The sequence below is a fragment of the Geodermatophilus pulveris genome, assembly GCF_900188375.1.
Lineage (GTDB): Bacteria > Actinomycetota > Actinomycetes > Mycobacteriales > Geodermatophilaceae > Geodermatophilus > Geodermatophilus pulveris.
The window spans coordinates 18,263-33,312 of sequence record NZ_FZOO01000010.1 but is presented as its reverse complement, the minus strand read 5'-3'; the positions used below and the strand labels follow the sequence as shown (position 1 = coordinate 33,312).

Below are 15,050 nucleotides of genomic sequence, written 5' to 3'. Positions count from 1 at the left end.
CCAGGGATGAGGGGTCCCCGGTGACGGGCACCACCGCGCACATCGTGCGCACGCTGCTGCTGTCGCTGATCACCCTCCTCGGGGTGTCGGTGCTCATCTTCCTCATGCTGCGCGTGCTGCCCGGTGACCCGGCACGGGTCCTCGCCGGGCTCAACGCCAGCGAGGAGCAGGTCAGCCGGCTGCGCGAGCAGCTCGGCCTGGACGAGTCGCTGCTGTCGCAGTACTGGTCGTTCATCACCGGAGTGCTCACCGGCGACCTGGGCCAGTCGGCCCGGACCTCCCGGCCGGTCGCCTCCGAGATCGCCGTCCGGCTGCCGGCGACGCTGATCCTGGCGGTCGTCGCCACGGTCATCGGCTCGGTGGTGGGGGTGACGGCGGGCGTCCTCGCCGCGGTGCGCCGCAACTCCCTCGTCGACCACGCGATCTCCAGCGTGGCGATGATGGGGGTGTCCATGCCGGTCTACTGGCTGGGCCTGCTGCTCATCCTGCTGTTCGCCGTCACCCTCGGCTGGCTGCCGGCCGCGGGCAGCGGCGAGCCGCTGAGCATCGTGCTGCCCGCGGTGACGCTGGCCGCGTTCTCCACCGCGCTGATCTCCCGGATGACCCGCGCCAGCATGCTCGAGGTGCTGGGACAGGACTACATCCGGACGGCGCAGGCGAAGGGCGCGGCCCCGCCGACGGTGATCGTCAAGCACGGGCTGCGCAACGCGTTCATCCCGGTCCTCACCGTCATCAGCCTGCAGTTCGGCGCGCTGCTCGGCGGCGCGGTGCTCACCGAGACCGTGTTCGGCTGGCCGGGCATCGGGCGGCTGCTGGTCGACTCGATCGGGGCCCGCGACTTCGCCGTCGTCCAGGGCATCGTCCTGGTCTACGCCGCCGCGTTCATCCTGCTCAACGTGGTCGTCGACGTGCTCTACGTCGTGGTCGACCCCCGCATCCGCTACTGACCGAGAGGGCCGTCCCGTGACCGCCTGGCGTCGCTTCCGCGGCCACCCCCCGGGGCTGATCGGCCTCGGCATCGTCCTCGTCTTCGTCGCGCTGGCCGTGTTCGCGCCGGTGCTGTCCCCCTACGACCCGAACGCCCAGGACCTGGGCTCGGCCATCCAGGGCCCGTCGGCCGAGCACTGGCTGGGCACCGACCAGCTGGGCCGGGACATCGCCACCCGGCTGATGTACGGCGGCCGGATCTCGCTGCTCATCGGGGTGCTCGCGGTGTCCATCGGGCTGGCCGTCGGCGTGCCGCTGGGCATCCTCGCCGGGTACTACGGCGGGTGGGCCGACCTGGCCATCTCGCGGCTGGCGGACATGATGTTCGCCTTCACCAGCATCCTGCTGGCCCTCACCCTGGTCGCCGTCCTCGGCGTGAGCCTGCAGAACGTGATCATCGCGGTCGGGATCAGCGTCATCCCGGTGATCATCCGGCTGGTGCGCTCCTCGGTGCTGAGCATCCGGGAGGAGCCCTACGTCGAGGCGGCGCGGATGCTCGGCGCGGGCGACCTGCGGATCATCACCCGGCACGTGTTCCGCAACGCGCTGACCCCCGTGCTGGTGCACGGCACGCTGAGCATCGGGGTGAGCATCCTGCTCGCGGCCGGGCTGGGCTTCCTCGGGCTGGGCGTCCAGTCACCCACCGCGGAGTGGGGCACCATGCTGGGGGAGGGCCGGCAGTTCATCTTCAGCGCCCCGCACCTCACCACGTTCCCGGGGGTCGCGATCTTCCTGGCCATCCTGGCGTTCAACCTGCTCGGCGACGGCCTGCGGGACGCGCTGGACCCCCGGATGCGCAGCGTCGACCGGCCGGCCGGGTGACCGCCGCCGTCGGCACGGCCGCCCGGCGCCTGGTCACCCTCGACGACGTCCGGGCCGCGGCCGCCCGGCTCGCCGGCCGGGTGCACCGCACGCCGGTCCTGCGCCAGGGCGGCCTGGGCGCGGCCTGGGGCGTGCGGCTGGACCTCAAGGCCGAGCTGTTCCAGCGGACCGGCAGCTTCAAGCTGCGCGGCGCGCTCAACGCGGTGCTCACCCTGCCCCCCGCCGAGCGGGCCCGGGGCGTGATCACCCTGTCCGCCGGCAACGCCGGCGCGGCCGTGGCCTGCGCGGCGGCCTGCGTCGGCGTGCCGGGCACGGTGGTCATGCCGGCCACCGCGGTGCCGGCCAAGATCGCCGCCTGCCGGGCGTACGGGGCCGAGGTGGTCCTCACCGACGGCGACCTGCTGGAGACCTACCTGGCCACCGTGGCCCGCACCGGCCGCGTCCCGGTGCACCCCTTCGACGACCCCGAGGTGGTCGCCGGCACGGGCACCGTCGGGCTGGAGATCGCCGAGGACGTGCCCGACGCCGAGGTCGTCCTCGTCCCGGTCGGCGGCGGCGGGCTGGTCTCCGGGGTCGCCACCGCCCTGGCCGCGCTCGCACCGGGCACCCGGGTGATCGGCGTGGAGCCGGAGACCGCCGACGCGATGTCCCGCAGCCTGCAGGCCGGCGCGCCGGTCCGGCTGCCCGGAGCGCGCAGCGTGGCCGACGGGCTGGCCGCGCCGATGACCGGGCAGGTGACCGTCGACCACGTGCAGGCCCACGTCGAGCGGGTCGTCCGGGTCGCCGACGAGGACATCCTGCGGGCGCTGGCCCTCGCCGTCACGCGGACCAAGCTCCTCCTGGAGCCGTCGGCCGCCGCGCCCCTGGCCGCCCTCATGACCGGCGTCCTCGAGCTGCCCCCGGGCACCCGCGTCGTCTCCGTCGCCAGTGGCGGGAACGTCGACCTGGCGCTGTTCGGGCGCCTGCCCACCCCCGAGCCCACCCACGAGCGAGAGGTCCCATGACCCCCACCAGCTTCCTGCTCCGCAACGTCACCGTCGTCGACGGCACCGGCGCCGCACCCGTCCCCGGCCGGGCCGTGGTGGTGGAGGGCCGCCGGATCGCCTGGATCGGGCCGCAGGACGCCGCGCCGGCCACCGCGCCGGAGCACGTGGTGGACGGCGGTGGCCGCACCCTGCTGCCCGGCCTCATCAACTGCCACGTGCACCTCACCGCCGACGGCGCGCCGGACCTGATGGCCCAGGTCGCGGGCGACACCGTGCCCAAGGCCACCCTGCGGGCCGCGCAGAGCGCCGTGTCCGCCCTGCGGTCGGGGGTGACCACGGTGCGCGACTGCGGCGCGGCCGACGACGTCGTGGTCGAGCTGGCCAAGGCGATCGACCGGGGGATGGTGCCCGGCCCGCGGGTGCAGGCCGCCGGCCGGGTGATCACCATGACCGGCGGGCACGGGCACTTCATCGGCCGGGAGGCCGACGGCCCCGACGAGGTGCGCAAGGCCACCCGGGCCGAGATCAAGGCCGGCGCGGCGGTGATCAAGGTGATGGCCACCGGCGGGGTGCTCACCCCCGGCGTCACGCCCACCCAGACCGCGCTGCTGCCCGAGGAGCTGGCCGCCGTCGCGCAGGAGGCGCACAACTCCGGCCGCCGGGTGACCACGCACGCCATCGGGCGGGCCGGCATCCACAACGCCCTGCTGGCCGGGATCGACTCCGTCGAGCACGGCTTCTACCTCGACGACGAGCTGCTGGAGCTCGCCGTCGCCCAGGGCACCTTCCTCGTCCCGACCATGCTCGCCGTCGACGGGATCGTCCGGAACGGCCGGGCCGGGGGCATCCCGGGCTGGGCGGTGGACAAGGCCGAGGCGGAGGCCGCCCAGCAGCGCAAGAGCTTCGCCGACGCGGTCTCCTCGGGCATGCGGATCGCCGCGGGCACCGACGCCGGGACCCCGTTCAACCCGCACGACGACCTGGCCGCCGAGCTGGCGCTCATGGTGCGGCACGGGCTCTCGCCGATGCAGGCCCTGGTCGCGGCCACCGGGGCGGCCGCGGAGAACCTGGGGCTGGCCCACGAGATCGGCACGCTGGAGGTCGGCAAGCTCGCCGACCTGGTGCTGGTCGACGGCGACCCGGTGGAGGACGTCGCCGCCACCGGCCGGGTGGCCCTGGTGGTCAAGGACGGCGTCGTGCACCGGAACGAGCTGCCCGGCACGGGGGCCGCCGTCCCGACCGCCTGAGGGAGGACCCCCGGCCCTCCTCACCAGGCGAGCCGGTGCAGGGCGGTGGCCAGCACCGAGGCGCCGCGGACGCAGTCCTCCGGTGTCGTGTACTCGGCCGGGGTGTGCGACCGCCCCTCCACGCTGGGCACGAAGAGCATCGCCGTCGGCACCCGCGTGGCCATCAGCTGGCTGTCGTGCCCGGCGCCACTGGGCATCCGCCGCCAGCTGGCGCCGCAGGCCTCGGCGGAGCCGCGCAGCACGTCGAGCAGGCCGGCGTCCATCACGGCCGGCTCCTCGTCCTTGTCCCGGACGACGTCCACCTCCACGCCGTGCCGCCGTGCGACGTCCGCGCAGGTGCGGTGCACCTCGTCGAGCAGCCGGTCCCGGACGGCGAGGTCGGGGTGGCGCAGGTCCAGGGAGAACCGCACCAGGCCCGGGACGACGCTGGGCTGCCCCGGCTCCACCGTCCAGCGGCCGGTGGTGGCCACCGCCGGCCGGCCCTCCCGCTCCACCACCGAGGTGAGCTCGCGGGCCATCTGCGCGGCCGCCTGCAGCGCGTCGGCGCGCAGGTCCATCGGGGTCGCGCCGGCGTGGTCCTGCCGGCCGCGCACGGTGACGGTCTCCCAGGCGATGCCGGGGATGACCTCCACCAGGCCGATGTCGGTGCCCTCGTCGGCGAGCACCCGGCCCTGCTCGATGTGCAGCTCGAGGAAGGCGCGCAGGTCGTGCCGCTCGGCGGCGCCCACCGCGGCGGGGTCCAGGCCGGCCCCGCGCATGGCCTCGGCCATCGTGGTGCCGTCCCGGTCCCGCAGCCGGTCCGGCTCGTCCGGGCCGACCAGCCCGAGCATCGCCCGGGTGCCGAAGAAGTTGGCCGGGAAGCGGCTGCTCTCCTCCTCGCACAGCGCGACGACCTCCAGCGTGGTCGCGGGGGTGCCGTGCGCGCGCAGTGCCGCCAGGGCGGCCAGCCCGCCGACCACGCCCAGTGCGCCGTCGTACCTCCCGCCGGAGGGGACGGTGTCGACGTGCGAGCCGGTGAGGACCACCCCGCCGTCCCCCGAGCCGGGCAGCCGCCCGAAGACGTTGCCGACCGCGTCGACCCGGGGCTCCAGGCCGGCGTCGGCGATCCAGCGCAGCAGGGTGTCCCGGGCCCGCTGCCAGGCCGCGTCGTACATGAACCGGTACATGCCGTCGGGGGTCTCCCCGATGGCGCCGAGCTCGGCGACGTACCGGCCGAGCAGCTGCTCGTCGACGTGCACCGCGTCCGTCACGGCTCCGACCCCCGTCCCGGGCGGCCCGGCGGACGCCGGCCGCCCCTGCCACCAGCGACCGGCCCAGCCTGCCGGATCGCCCCGCGGGGGACCACTCCCGGACCGGTCAGCGGCCGGCGCCCAGCGACACCGCGTGGGCCAGCCGCAGGCTGCCGCCGGCCCACACCAGCACGTCGTGCAGCCGCAGCCGGGTGGGGACGAGCCCACCCGCCGGACGCAGGGCGTCGGCCACCGCCGCCTCCAGGGCGCCGAAGCCGTCGGCGTTGGCCCGCAGCTCCCGGTGCACCACCGCCTCGACCCCGCTGTCGCCCTCCTCGACGTGCGGCAGCAGCTGGCGGCGGGTGGTGGGGCCGGCCAGCGGGAACAGCTCCGGGCGCCGGTGGTGCAGCGCCGCCGAGACGTAGGCCGGCACCGGCCCCCCGCCGACCCCCCGCAGCCCGCGGAGCGCGGCGCCGACCGTCCCCGGCTCGCCGAGCAGCGAGAACTCGCCGTCGGGGAGGTCCCACAGCGGGCGCCCGCCGGCCCGCGCGGTGGCGGCGTCGGCGAGGTCGCCGGCGTCGTCCAGGGCGGCCCGGACCGCCGCCCACCCGGCGGGGTCCAGCCGGCCGTGCAGCCCCTCCGCGGTCAGCACGTCGTCGTCACCGAGCGGGCCGTGCGCCCGGGGCCGGCGGTCGAAGCGCTCGTAGCCGAACGCCGGCACCTGCACCCAGCGCCCCCGCGGGTGGCCCGGTGACCGGAAGTACAGCGGCCGGCGTCCGCGGGCGTAGCCCAGCACGGCCGCGAGCGCGGTCGCCAGCGGCAGGGGGTCGGGCCCGGCGCTGGGCAGGACCAGATCGGGACCCGCGACGCTGCTCACCCGGCCAGCCTGACCGACCGCCGCCGCCGCCCACGCGCCGGCCCAGGTGCCCTTCACGCGCGAGAGTCGATCCGGTGGGCTCCTCATCGGGCCCACGGGCACCGGGGGTCACGCCGCTGTCCAGGCGACCCACCGGGATCCCGGCGCGCACGTACCGTCCCGCGGGACATCCGACGATCGGGGGACGCGATGATGCCGACCGGCCAGGGCTCCCAGGGCCCGCCCCAGCAGACGACCCGGACGATGCAGTGGCCGCTCCCGTCCCCGGACGCGGACGAGCCGGCCGGCGAGCGGCGGAGGTGGCTGCGGTGGGCGGTCCCGCTGCTGGCCTTCCTGATCGGCCTCGGCGTCGGGGGTGTGGGTGAGCAGCCGGACCCGACCACCACGCCGCAGTACCTCACGCTGCAGGACGACCTGCAGGTCGCCCAGGACCAGGCCGGGGCGCTGACCGACGAGGTGGCCGCCGCCGAGGAGCAGATCAGGCAGGCGGGCGCGGCGGCGGAGGCCCGGCTCGCCGAGCAGACCGCGGCCATCGCCCAGCGCAGCACCGCGCTCGACCAGCGCGAGCAGGGGCTCGTCGCCCGCGAGAGCGCGCTGCGGGCCGCTGAGGCCGCACCCGGCAGCTCGGGGTCGAGCGCCGGCGCCGGATCCGGCGGCTCCCCCTCGTCGTCCGGCTCCGCGACGTCCGGGTCGGTGGCGTCCGGGGCAGGGAGGGCGCCGGCGGCCGAGCCTGCGCCGCGGGCGCCGGTGAGCACCTACTTCGACAACTGCACCGCCGCGCGGACCGCCGGCGCCGCTCCCGTCCGCGCGGGCGACCCCGGTTACGGCCGGCACCTGGACCGGGATGGTGACGGGGTCGGCTGCGAGTGACCCGGGGTGGGAGACCCTCCGCTCAGCGGTGGCCGAGGCCGCCGGGGCCGTGGTCGGCGGGCACCCGCTCGCCCTCCGGCGGCGGCCCGGGCGGCGTCCCGTCGCCGAACGGCGAGCCGCCGAGCTCCTCGCGCCCGTGCGGGGTCAGCCAGTTCGCCGTGTCCGGGCCCAGCGGGATCACCTGGGTCGGGTTGATGTCGGCGTGCACCACGTAGTAGTGCTCCTTGATCTGCGGGAAGTCCGTCGTGTCGCCGAACCCCGGGGTCTGGAACAGGTCGCGCGCGTAGGCCCACAGCACCGGCAGCTCGGACAGCTTCTGCCGGTTGCACTTGAAGTGGCCGTGGTAGACGGGGTCGAAGCGGGCCAGCGTCGTGAACAGCCGCACGTCGGCCTCGGTGATCGTGTCGCCCATCAGGTAGCGCTGCCCGGCCAGCCGGTCGCTCAGCCAGTCCAGGGCGGTCCACAGCCGCTCGTGGGCCGCGTCGTAGGCGGCCTGGTCGCCGGCGAAGCCGCAGCGGTACACCCCGTTGTTGACCTCGGTGTAGACCCGCTGCATCACCTCGTCCATCTCCTCCCGCAGCCGCTCCGGGTAGAGGTCCGGGGCGCCGTCGCGGTGGAACCGCGTCCACTCGGTCGAGAGGTCCAGCGTCATCTGCATGAAGTCGTTGGTGACGACCTGCCGGGTGGGGACGTCGACCAGCGCCGGCACGGTGATGCCGCGGTCGTAGTCGGGGAAGCGGGCCAGGAAGGCCTCCTGCAGCCGCTCGTGGCCCAGCACCGGGTCGCGGCCGCCGGGGTCGAGGTCGAAGGTCCACGACCGCTCGTCGTGGGTGGGCCCGCACAGGCCCAGGGAGATCGCGTCCTCCAGGCCGAGCAGCCGCCGCACGATGACCGCCCGGTTCGCCCACGGGCAGGCCCGCGCCACCACCAGCCGGTACCGTCCGGCCTCCACCGGCCACCCGCCCGAGCCGTCGGCGGTGACCCGGTCGGGGATGTAGTTCGTGTCCCGCCGGAAGTCCCCCGAGGTGACGTACCCGGAGCCGCTGTTCTCGTCTGCCACGGGCCCCAGCGTGGTCGACCGGGCGCCGGACCGCTCGTCAGAGCCGCGTGGTGGTCGCCTCGTCCCGTTCCCCGTCGAAGTACCGCTCCAGCACCTCGCCGAACACCCGCTCGTCCGGCGCCGCCGCCTCGAACAGCGTCATCGACGAGCGCAGCTTCACCGCGTCGACCGGGCCGAGCACCGCCACCGGGTCGCGGCCGGGCAGGGTCAGCAGCGCCTGCGCGCACTCCAGCAGCCGGGCCCCGAGCACCGGGTGCGCCAGGTAGGTGTGCGCCTCCTCCAGCCCGGAGACCGCGTACCGCTGCGCGGTCGGGCTGCGGCCGAGCCCGGCGACCTGCGGGAACACGAACCACATCCAGTGCCCGCGCTTGGCGCCGTCCCGCAGTTCGCGCAGCGCCGCGTCGTAGGTGCCGCCGTCCTGGGCCCGGACGAACCGCTCGAGGTCGAAGGGGTCGCTCACGAGTCCTCCTCGCTGGCGCTCGTCGGCCGCGTTCGCGGCGCTGCTCCACCCGTGCGTGAGCTCGCGAGCTCGCTCACGACCCCTGCATGTCCCGGCCGGGCCGCGGCGAACCGCGCGGTCCCTCGGGGGCCCCGGGCTGCCGATGAGCACCCCATGACGACCGTCCGCCGGTGCCTCGCCGCCGCCCTGCTCGCCGGCCTGGCCCTGAGCGTCACGACGGCCTGCGGGTCGCCCGCCGCGCCGGAGCCCGCGTCGGCCGCCGAGGCCGCCCCGGCGAGCCCCCCGCCGCCCCCGCCGGTCCGCTGGCCGCTGACCGGCGTGGACAGCGCCGGTGCGGACGTCGCCCGGCCGGCGCTCGCGGTGAAGGTCGAGAACTCCGCCGCCGCCCGGCCGCAGACCGGCCTGGGCGCCGCCGACGTGGTGTGGGAGGAGGTCGTCGAGGGCGGCATCAGCCGCTACGTCGCCGTCTACCACTCCACGCTGCCGCCCGCCGTCGGGCCGGTGCGCTCGGTCCGCCCGATGGACCCGGCGATCGCCGGGCCGCTGCGCGGCCTGTTCGCCTTCTCCGGCGGGCAGAAGCCCTTCGTCGAGGCCACCGGCGCCGCCGGCCTGCAGGTGCTCAAGCCCGGCATCGACGGCTTCTACCGGATCCCCGAGCGGGTCGCCCCGCACAACACCTACGTCGACCCCGCCGCCCTCGTCGCCCAGGCCGACCCCGCCCACGCCGCGGCGCCGCCCGCGCAGTTCGCCGTGGCCGCCCCCGGGGAGCAGCCCACCGCCGTCGCCGCCGGCACGCCGGCCGGGCTGCTGGACCTGCGGCTGTCCCGGGTCGCCACGCCCCGCTGGACGTGGAGCGCGCCGGACGGCGCCTGGCTGCGCGCCGAGGGCAGCACGCCCGCGGTCGGGGCCGACGGCGCCGTGCTGCGCGCCGCCAACGTCGTCGTCCTGCGGGTGGACGTCGTGGACACCCGCTTCGTCGACAGCGCCGGCAACCCCGTCCCGGAGACGGTGATGGTCGGCGGGGGAGAGGCCCTGGTGGCCACCGGCGGCAAGGCGGTCCCCGCGACCTGGCGCAAGGCGTCCGTCGGCGAGCCGGTGGTGCTCACCGGCGCCGACGGGCAGCCGGTCCGCCTGGCGGAGGGCAGCACCTGGGTCGAGCTGGTGCCCAACGGCACCGGCGCCGTGACCACCGGCTGAGGGCTACGGCGTCCGGGAGCCGCTCAGCGTGGCGCAGAGGAACTGCAGCATCGTGCGGGTGAGCAGCTTGCGGGTGTCCGCCCGGCGGTAGTCGTGGCCCTCGCCGGGCAGCTCCAGGTACTCCACCGGCCGGTCCAGCGCCCGCAGCGCGGCCACGACCTGGCGCGCCTCGCCGATCGGCACGTTGGTGTCGTGCTCGCCGTGCACCACGAGCAGCGGGACGTCGATGAGGTTGGCCGAGGCCAGCGGGGAGATGTCCTCCAGCAGCGCCCGGTCCCGCTCCGGGTGGCCGTACTTGGTCACCGCCGCCGCGGCGATCCACGGCTCGCTGTCCCGGTAGAAGGTCACCAGGTCCGACATGCCGCACACGTCGACGCCGGCCGCGAACACCCCTGGCGAGAACGCCAGCGAGGCCAGGGTCAGGTACCCGCCGTAGGAGCGGCCGGTCACCGCGATCCGCGCGGGGTCGGCGACCCCGGTGGCGACCAGGTGGTCGGCGGCGGCGAGCACGTCGGCGAACGCGGCGTACCGCCCGGTGAGGTCGTCGGCGTGCACGAACTCCCGGCCGAAGCCCGAGGAGCCGCGGATGTTGGGCGCGAACACCGTGATGCCGGCCGCGGCCAGGGCCTGGTGCTGCGGGGAGAACGCCGGCCGCTCCTGCGCCTCGGGGCCCCCGTGCAGGTACAGCGCCACCGGCCCGGGCTCCTTGAGGTGTCCCGGCGCCCGGTACAGCCAGCCGGTCAGCGCCAGGCCGTCCCGGGCGGGGAAGGTCTCCAGCCGCGGGACGACGAGGCGCTGCCGCGGCAGCGGCGGCGAGTGCGTGACCCGGGTCCAGGCGTGCGTGGTGGTGTCCACCTGCCACAGCTCGCGCGGGCGGGTGGGGCCCTGGACGCCGAGCACCACGCTGGAGCCGTCGCGGCTGAGCACCGGGTCGGCGGCGACCAGGCCGGGCAGCCCGGTGATGGGGGTGCGCCCGCCGGTGGCGGTGTCCATCAGCTCCAGCTCGCTGCGGCCGGCCACGTTCCACACCAGCAGCAGCAGCCGGCCGGCGTCGTCGGCGTCGACGAACTCCAGCTCGGCGTCGTCGCGGGCGGCCAGCGTCCGCGGCTCGCCGCGCCAGCCGTTGGGCCCGAACGGGACGCCGATGAGCTGCCGGCGGGGCAGCCCCACGTCGGAGGCGAGGTAGACGTACACCGGGCCGGAGTGGTCCTCCGGCGCCGGGCGGATCAGCGCGACGTCGGTCGAGCCGGTCGCCCCGGGCGGCAGCACGCTGAGCGCCTCGTCGGTGAGCCGGTCTACCACGACGACGAACTGCTGCCCGCGGCCGCCGTCGCGCACGACGATGAAGCGCTCCTCCAGCGACACGTCCAGCACGTGGATGAGCTCGCCCTCGGCCAGCGGGTCCAGCCGGCCGGTGGCCGGGTCGGCCAGGTAGCAGCGGGTCGGTCCGCCCTCGGCGGCGCCGGGGAAGGTGACCACGAAGCGGTGCCCGCTGCGGGTCCAGGGCCCCAGCTCCGCGTGGGTCTCGGCGTCCCCGGCCACCCGGCGCGCGCCGGAGCCGTCCGGGCGCACCACCCACACCGCCGTCCGGACGCCGCCGCCGGTGGCCACCTCGACGGTCAGCCAGCCGCTGTCCGCGGCCCACCGCACCGCCGTGACCGGGTCGTCGGACAGCCGCAGGGGCCGCGCCTCGGGCTGGGCCCCGTCGAGCACGACCTCCTGGATGTACACCTGCGGGACGCCGGAGCGGTCGCTGACGAAGGCGACCTGCCGGGCGTCGGGGGTCATGTTGGGGCCCCAGCTGCCCCAGGCGTCGACGAGCGCGTCGGCCAGCGCGGCCGCCGCGTCGACCTGTGCCGGGGCCGCGGGCGCGTGGGTGGTCACCGTGCCGCGTCCTCCACCTTCTCCTGCCGCCTCACCGGCGGCGCCGGTCCGGGCCCGAGCGGACCGTGCCCGCCGGCCGCCGGTCCGCTCGTCGCCGTACCCGGTCACCGTACGGCCCGTCCCGCCGCCCGATCGCCGGCACCGGGGACCGGCGCCCCGGCGGGTCCGCCGGGTCAGCGGGCCAGCACGGCCGGGCGGCGGTCCGCCCACGGCGACGCCTCCTCCAGCAGCGCGGCGGCACCGAGCAGGGTCTCCTCGGCCGCGTGGCGCCGGACGACCTGCACGCCGACCGGCCGCCCCTCCGGTGCGGGGTCCGCGGCACCGACCCCGACGACCGGCTGGTCACCTGGGACCGCGCCGCCGAGCTGCTGTTCGGGCTGCCGCCGGGGGAGGGCCGGCGCTGCGCTGCACGCCCGCGCCCAGGCGGGGGAGGAGCCGCGCATCCCGCTGGCCGCCCCGGACGAGCGGCCGCCGACCGTCTCGGTCGACCCGTCGGTCCGCCGGCTCGGCGACCCCGGGCCGGTCGGCACCGTCGCCCAGGGCCTCGCCGACACCGGCCCGCCCCCGCACACGCTCGCCGACGTCGGCCGGCGGTGAGCCGCCGGGCGGCGCCCGCAACCGGCTCTGGCACGCTGCCCGCACCGCCGCCGACCCTGGAGGGCCGCGAACCATGACGGCAGAGCCCGCGCCGCCGTTGCCCGGACCGCTCGCCGGGCTGACCGTCGTCGAGCTCACCTCGACGTTCCTCGGCCCGTACTGCGCGGTGCTGATGGCCCAGATGGGCGCGCGGGTGGTCAAGGTCGAGCCGCCCGCGGGCGACATCATCCGCGGCGTCGGTGACGAGCGCGGCTCCGGCCTGGGCCCGGCGTTCCTCACCTTCAACCGGGGCAAGGAGTCCGTCGTCCTCGACCTGACCACCCCGGCCGGGCGGGCGGCGCTGGACCTGCTGGTCGACGAGGCCGACGTGCTGTTGCACAACATGCGCCCGCGGGCGGCCGCCCGCCTCGGCGTGGACGCGGACACCGTGCTGGCCCGCAACCCGCGGATCGTGCACTGTGCCGCCGTCGGCTACGGCTCGGCCGGCCCCTACCGCGACGAGCCGGCCTACGACGACGTGGTCCAGGGCGTGTCCGGGCTGGCCGCGGTGCAGGGCGGCAGCGGCGAGCCGCAGTACGTGCGCACCCAGGTGGTGGACAAGACCGTCGGCGTCATGGCGCTGGCCGCCGTCCTCGCCGCCCTGCACGAGCGGTCGGTGTCCGGCCGCGGGCAGGCCGTCGAGGTGCCGATGTTCGAGTCGATGGCCGGCTTCCTGCTCATGGAGCAGCAGGGCGGCCGGGTGTACGCCGGGCGCACGGGCGGCACCGGGTACGCCCGGACGGCGTCGCCCTACCGCCGCCCGCACCGCACCGCCGACGGCGTGGTCGCGGTGCTGCTCTACACCGACGCGCACTGGCGGGAGTTCTTCGCGCTGGTGGGCCGCGACGACCTCGCCGCGGACCCGGAGCTGGCCTCCATCGGCGGGCGCACCCGCCGGATCGACGAGCTCTACCGGCTGGTCGACGACGAGCTGGCCCGCCGGCCCACCGCGTACTGGCTGGCCGAGCTGCGCGCCCGGCACGTCCCGGCCATGCCGGTGAACACCGTCGAGGACCTCTTCGCCGACGAGCACCTGGCCGCGGTCGGGTTCTTCGAGGCCGTCGAGCACCCGACGGAGGGCCCGCTGGTGCACGCCCGCCTGCCCTGGACGTTCAGCCGCAGCGGCACCCCGCGGGTGCCGGCCGCACCGGCGCTGGGCCAGCACACCGCGGAGACGCTGCGCCGGCTGGGCCTGGACGGGGGCGACGGCCCGGCGCGCTGAGGGCGCCCGCGCGGCTCAGGAGCCGCGGCGGGCCACCTTCCCGGAGCCGGCCTGGTCCAGCGGGTACACCAGGACGTCGGCGATCACGACGTGCGGCGGGCGGTTGGCGATCCAGGTGACCACCTCGGCGACGTCCGCCGCCGACAGGGGCGTGAGCCCCTCGTACACGGCCTTCGCCGGGGCCTCGTCGCCGCCGAAGCGGACGAGGGAGAACTCGGTCTCCACCATCCCGGGGTCGACCTGGCTGACCCGGACGCCGCTGCCGAGGACGTCCATCCGCATGCCCCGGGTGATCCGCTCGACGGCGGCCTTGGTCGCGCAGTACACCGTGCCGCCGGGGTAGACCTCGCGGCCGGCGTTGGAGCCGATGTTGACCACGTGCCCGGCCCCGCGCTCCACCATGCCGGGCAGCACGCAGGACGAGACGTTGAGCAGGCCGCGGACGTTGGTGTCCAGCATCCGGTCCCAGTCGTCGGGGTCGTCGGTGTGCACCGGCCCGCGGCCGGCGGCCAGCCCGGCGTTGTTGACCAGCACGTCGATGGGCGTCCACTCCGCGGGCAGCGAGCCCAGCGCGGCCGTGACCTGGGCGCGGTCCCGGACGTCCAGGGTCAGCGGCAGCACGGCGTCCCCGTGCGCGGCCTGCAGGTCCGCCAGCCGCTCGGTGCGCCGCGCGGCGGCGACCACCCGGGCGCCCTCGGCGAGGAACGCCTCGGCGCAGGCCCGGCCGATGCCGCTCGAGGCGCCGGTCACCAGCACGATCCGTCCAGCGTCCACTCAGGTCTCCTGTGCTCGGGGGAGGGGGGCGGCCCGCGAGCCCGACGGCGCGCGGGTGCGGCGGAGGGCCACCGGCTCCGACGGGGTGTCGGCGACCAGTTGGGTGTCCAGGTAGGAGTCGCGGGACTCCTCGACGTGCACGCGCATCGCCTCCGCGGCCTCCCGGGTCCGGCCGGCCGCGATCAGCTCGGCGACCTCGCGGTGCTCGGCCCACGCCCGCGGGGCGATGGCCCCGACCAGCGGGGCGAAGAACCAGCGGCTGCGCTGGGAGAGCTGCTCGCCGAACTCCAGCAGCAGGTGGTTGCGCGCGCACAGCAGCACGGTGCGGTGGAAGCGCGCGGTGTGCCCGGCCATCTGCTGGGTGGGCACGCCGCGCACCCAGTCGGCGTCGGCCTCGTCGCAGATGGCCAGCAGCGCCGCGGCGTCCTCCGGCGTGCACCGCTGCGCGGCCAGCTCCGCCGCGGAGCGCTCCACCAGCTCCCGGGTCTCGAAGAACTCCTCGACCTGGCGGCGGGTCGGCTGGTTGACGAAGGCCCCGTGGCGCGGCCGCAGCGTGATCCAGCCGTCGCGGTGCAGCCGCTGCAGCGCCTCGCGCACGGGGCCGCGGCTGACCCCCAGCTCGGCGGCCAGCCGCTCCTCGACGAGGTGGTCACCGGGGGCCAGGGCGCGGGCGATCAACAGCTCCTGCAGCCGCCCGTAGACGTGCTCGCGCAGCGGGACGGCGGTGATGTGCTCAGGCCGGGCCACCTTCGGATCTCCACCTCCCGGGTCGGCGCGCAACGGAATGGTCACACGGATC

Annotated in this window: 15 protein-coding genes; 7 read left to right on the top strand and 8 right to left on the bottom strand. The window is 76.5% G+C overall.

Translation table 11 applies throughout. The features are described from left to right. Positions 1–20: 20 nt before the first annotated feature. Genes CHB98_RS17730 through CHB98_RS17715 form a run of 4 tightly spaced genes read left to right on the top strand, consistent with a single transcriptional unit; the run spans position 21 to position 4,042 of the window. The gene (locus tag CHB98_RS17730) at positions 21–947 is read left to right on the top strand and encodes an ABC transporter permease (RefSeq protein ID WP_218822416.1); all 927 of its coding nucleotides are present in this window, start codon (positions 21–23) and stop codon (positions 945–947) included. Positions 948–963: 16 nt separating this feature from the next. Continuing rightward, on the top strand, positions 964–1,809 hold the full coding sequence (locus CHB98_RS17725) for an ABC transporter permease (RefSeq protein ID WP_089306930.1): 846 nt from the start codon (positions 964–966) through the stop codon (positions 1,807–1,809). Next, positions 1,806–2,813: a pyridoxal-phosphate dependent enzyme gene (locus CHB98_RS17720; protein WP_218822415.1), complete on the top strand. Its 1,008-nt coding sequence runs from the start codon at positions 1,806–1,808 to the stop codon at positions 2,811–2,813. Before CHB98_RS17725 ends, CHB98_RS17720 begins: the two co-directional genes overlap by 4 nt. Further along, positions 2,810–4,042, top strand: a complete 1,233-nt coding sequence (locus CHB98_RS17715) for a metal-dependent hydrolase family protein (protein WP_089306929.1) — start codon at positions 2,810–2,812, stop codon at positions 4,040–4,042. Before CHB98_RS17720 ends, CHB98_RS17715 begins: the two co-directional genes overlap by 4 nt. Positions 4,043–4,062: 20 nt before the next feature. Here CHB98_RS17715 and CHB98_RS17710 read toward each other — a convergent pair whose 3' ends face one another. Further along, positions 4,063–5,292 carry a M20 family metallo-hydrolase gene (locus CHB98_RS17710; RefSeq protein ID WP_179224643.1) on the bottom strand — a complete coding sequence of 410 codons (1,230 nt, stop codon included), beginning with the start codon at positions 5,290–5,292 and terminating at the stop codon, positions 4,063–4,065. 106 nt (positions 5,293–5,398) lie between these two features. Then, positions 5,399–6,148 carry a DUF6308 family protein gene (locus CHB98_RS17705; protein WP_089307035.1) on the bottom strand — a complete coding sequence of 250 codons (750 nt, stop codon included), beginning with the start codon at positions 6,146–6,148 and terminating at the stop codon, positions 5,399–5,401. A gap of 192 nt (positions 6,149–6,340) precedes the next feature. On the opposite strand from CHB98_RS17705, the gene CHB98_RS22110 reads away from it, so the two are divergent. Then, the gene (locus tag CHB98_RS22110; RefSeq protein ID WP_245821338.1) at positions 6,341–7,018 is read left to right on the top strand and encodes an excalibur calcium-binding domain-containing protein; all 678 of its coding nucleotides are present in this window, start codon (positions 6,341–6,343) and stop codon (positions 7,016–7,018) included. 22 nt (positions 7,019–7,040) lie between these two features. Here the strand turns inward: CHB98_RS22110 and CHB98_RS17695 are convergent, their stop codons facing one another. Next, positions 7,041–8,078, bottom strand: a complete 1,038-nt coding sequence (locus CHB98_RS17695) for a glutathione S-transferase family protein (RefSeq protein WP_089306927.1) — start codon at positions 8,076–8,078, stop codon at positions 7,041–7,043. A 37-nt stretch (positions 8,079–8,115) separates the two neighbouring features. Further along, positions 8,116–8,538, bottom strand: coding sequence for a DUF1810 domain-containing protein (locus CHB98_RS17690; RefSeq protein WP_089306926.1), 423 nt, complete (start codon positions 8,536–8,538; stop codon positions 8,116–8,118). Positions 8,539–8,691: 153 nt separating this feature from the next. Here CHB98_RS17690 and CHB98_RS17685 point away from each other — a divergent pair, with 153 nt between their 5' ends. Then, the gene (locus CHB98_RS17685; protein WP_089306925.1) at positions 8,692–9,735 is read left to right on the top strand and encodes a DUF3048 domain-containing protein; all 1,044 of its coding nucleotides are present in this window, start codon (positions 8,692–8,694) and stop codon (positions 9,733–9,735) included. A gap of 3 nt (positions 9,736–9,738) precedes the next feature. Here CHB98_RS17685 and CHB98_RS17680 read toward each other — a convergent pair whose 3' ends face one another. Continuing rightward, on the bottom strand, positions 9,739–11,619 hold the full coding sequence (locus CHB98_RS17680) for a S9 family peptidase (RefSeq protein WP_089306924.1): 1,881 nt from the start codon (positions 11,617–11,619) through the stop codon (positions 9,739–9,741). A gap of 173 nt (positions 11,620–11,792) precedes the next feature. After that, complete coding sequence (locus CHB98_RS17675; RefSeq protein ID WP_089306923.1) at positions 11,793–12,149, bottom strand: hypothetical protein; 357 nt, start codon at positions 12,147–12,149, stop codon at positions 11,793–11,795. Between the two features lie 140 nt (positions 12,150–12,289). Between CHB98_RS17675 and CHB98_RS17670 the strand changes: the two genes are divergently transcribed. Then, on the top strand, positions 12,290–13,477 hold the full coding sequence (locus CHB98_RS17670) for a CaiB/BaiF CoA transferase family protein (RefSeq protein WP_089306922.1): 1,188 nt from the start codon (positions 12,290–12,292) through the stop codon (positions 13,475–13,477). A gap of 15 nt (positions 13,478–13,492) precedes the next feature. On the opposite strand, the gene CHB98_RS17665 is transcribed toward CHB98_RS17670, so the two are convergent. Both CHB98_RS17665 and CHB98_RS22810 read right to left on the bottom strand, forming a co-directional pair. Next, entirely contained in the window at positions 13,493–14,251 is a 759-nt protein-coding gene (locus CHB98_RS17665) for an SDR family NAD(P)-dependent oxidoreductase (RefSeq protein ID WP_089306921.1), read from the bottom strand. After that, entirely contained in the window at positions 14,252–14,998 is a 747-nt protein-coding gene (locus tag CHB98_RS22810; protein WP_089306920.1) for a GntR family transcriptional regulator, read from the bottom strand. Between the last annotated feature and the right edge of the window lie 52 nt (positions 14,999–15,050).

Coding starts and splice junctions, on each gene's coding strand:
- CHB98_RS22110 (WP_245821338.1), top strand. CDS start 6,341: ATGCCGACCGGCCAGGGCTCCCAGGGCCCGCCCCAGCAGACGACCCGG.
- CHB98_RS17715 (WP_089306929.1), top strand. CDS start 2,810: ATGACCCCCACCAGCTTCCTGCTCCGCAACGTCACCGTCGTCGACGGC.
- CHB98_RS17685 (WP_089306925.1), top strand. CDS start 8,692: ATGACGACCGTCCGCCGGTGCCTCGCCGCCGCCCTGCTCGCCGGCCTG.
- CHB98_RS17670 (WP_089306922.1), top strand. CDS start 12,290: ATGACGGCAGAGCCCGCGCCGCCGTTGCCCGGACCGCTCGCCGGGCTG.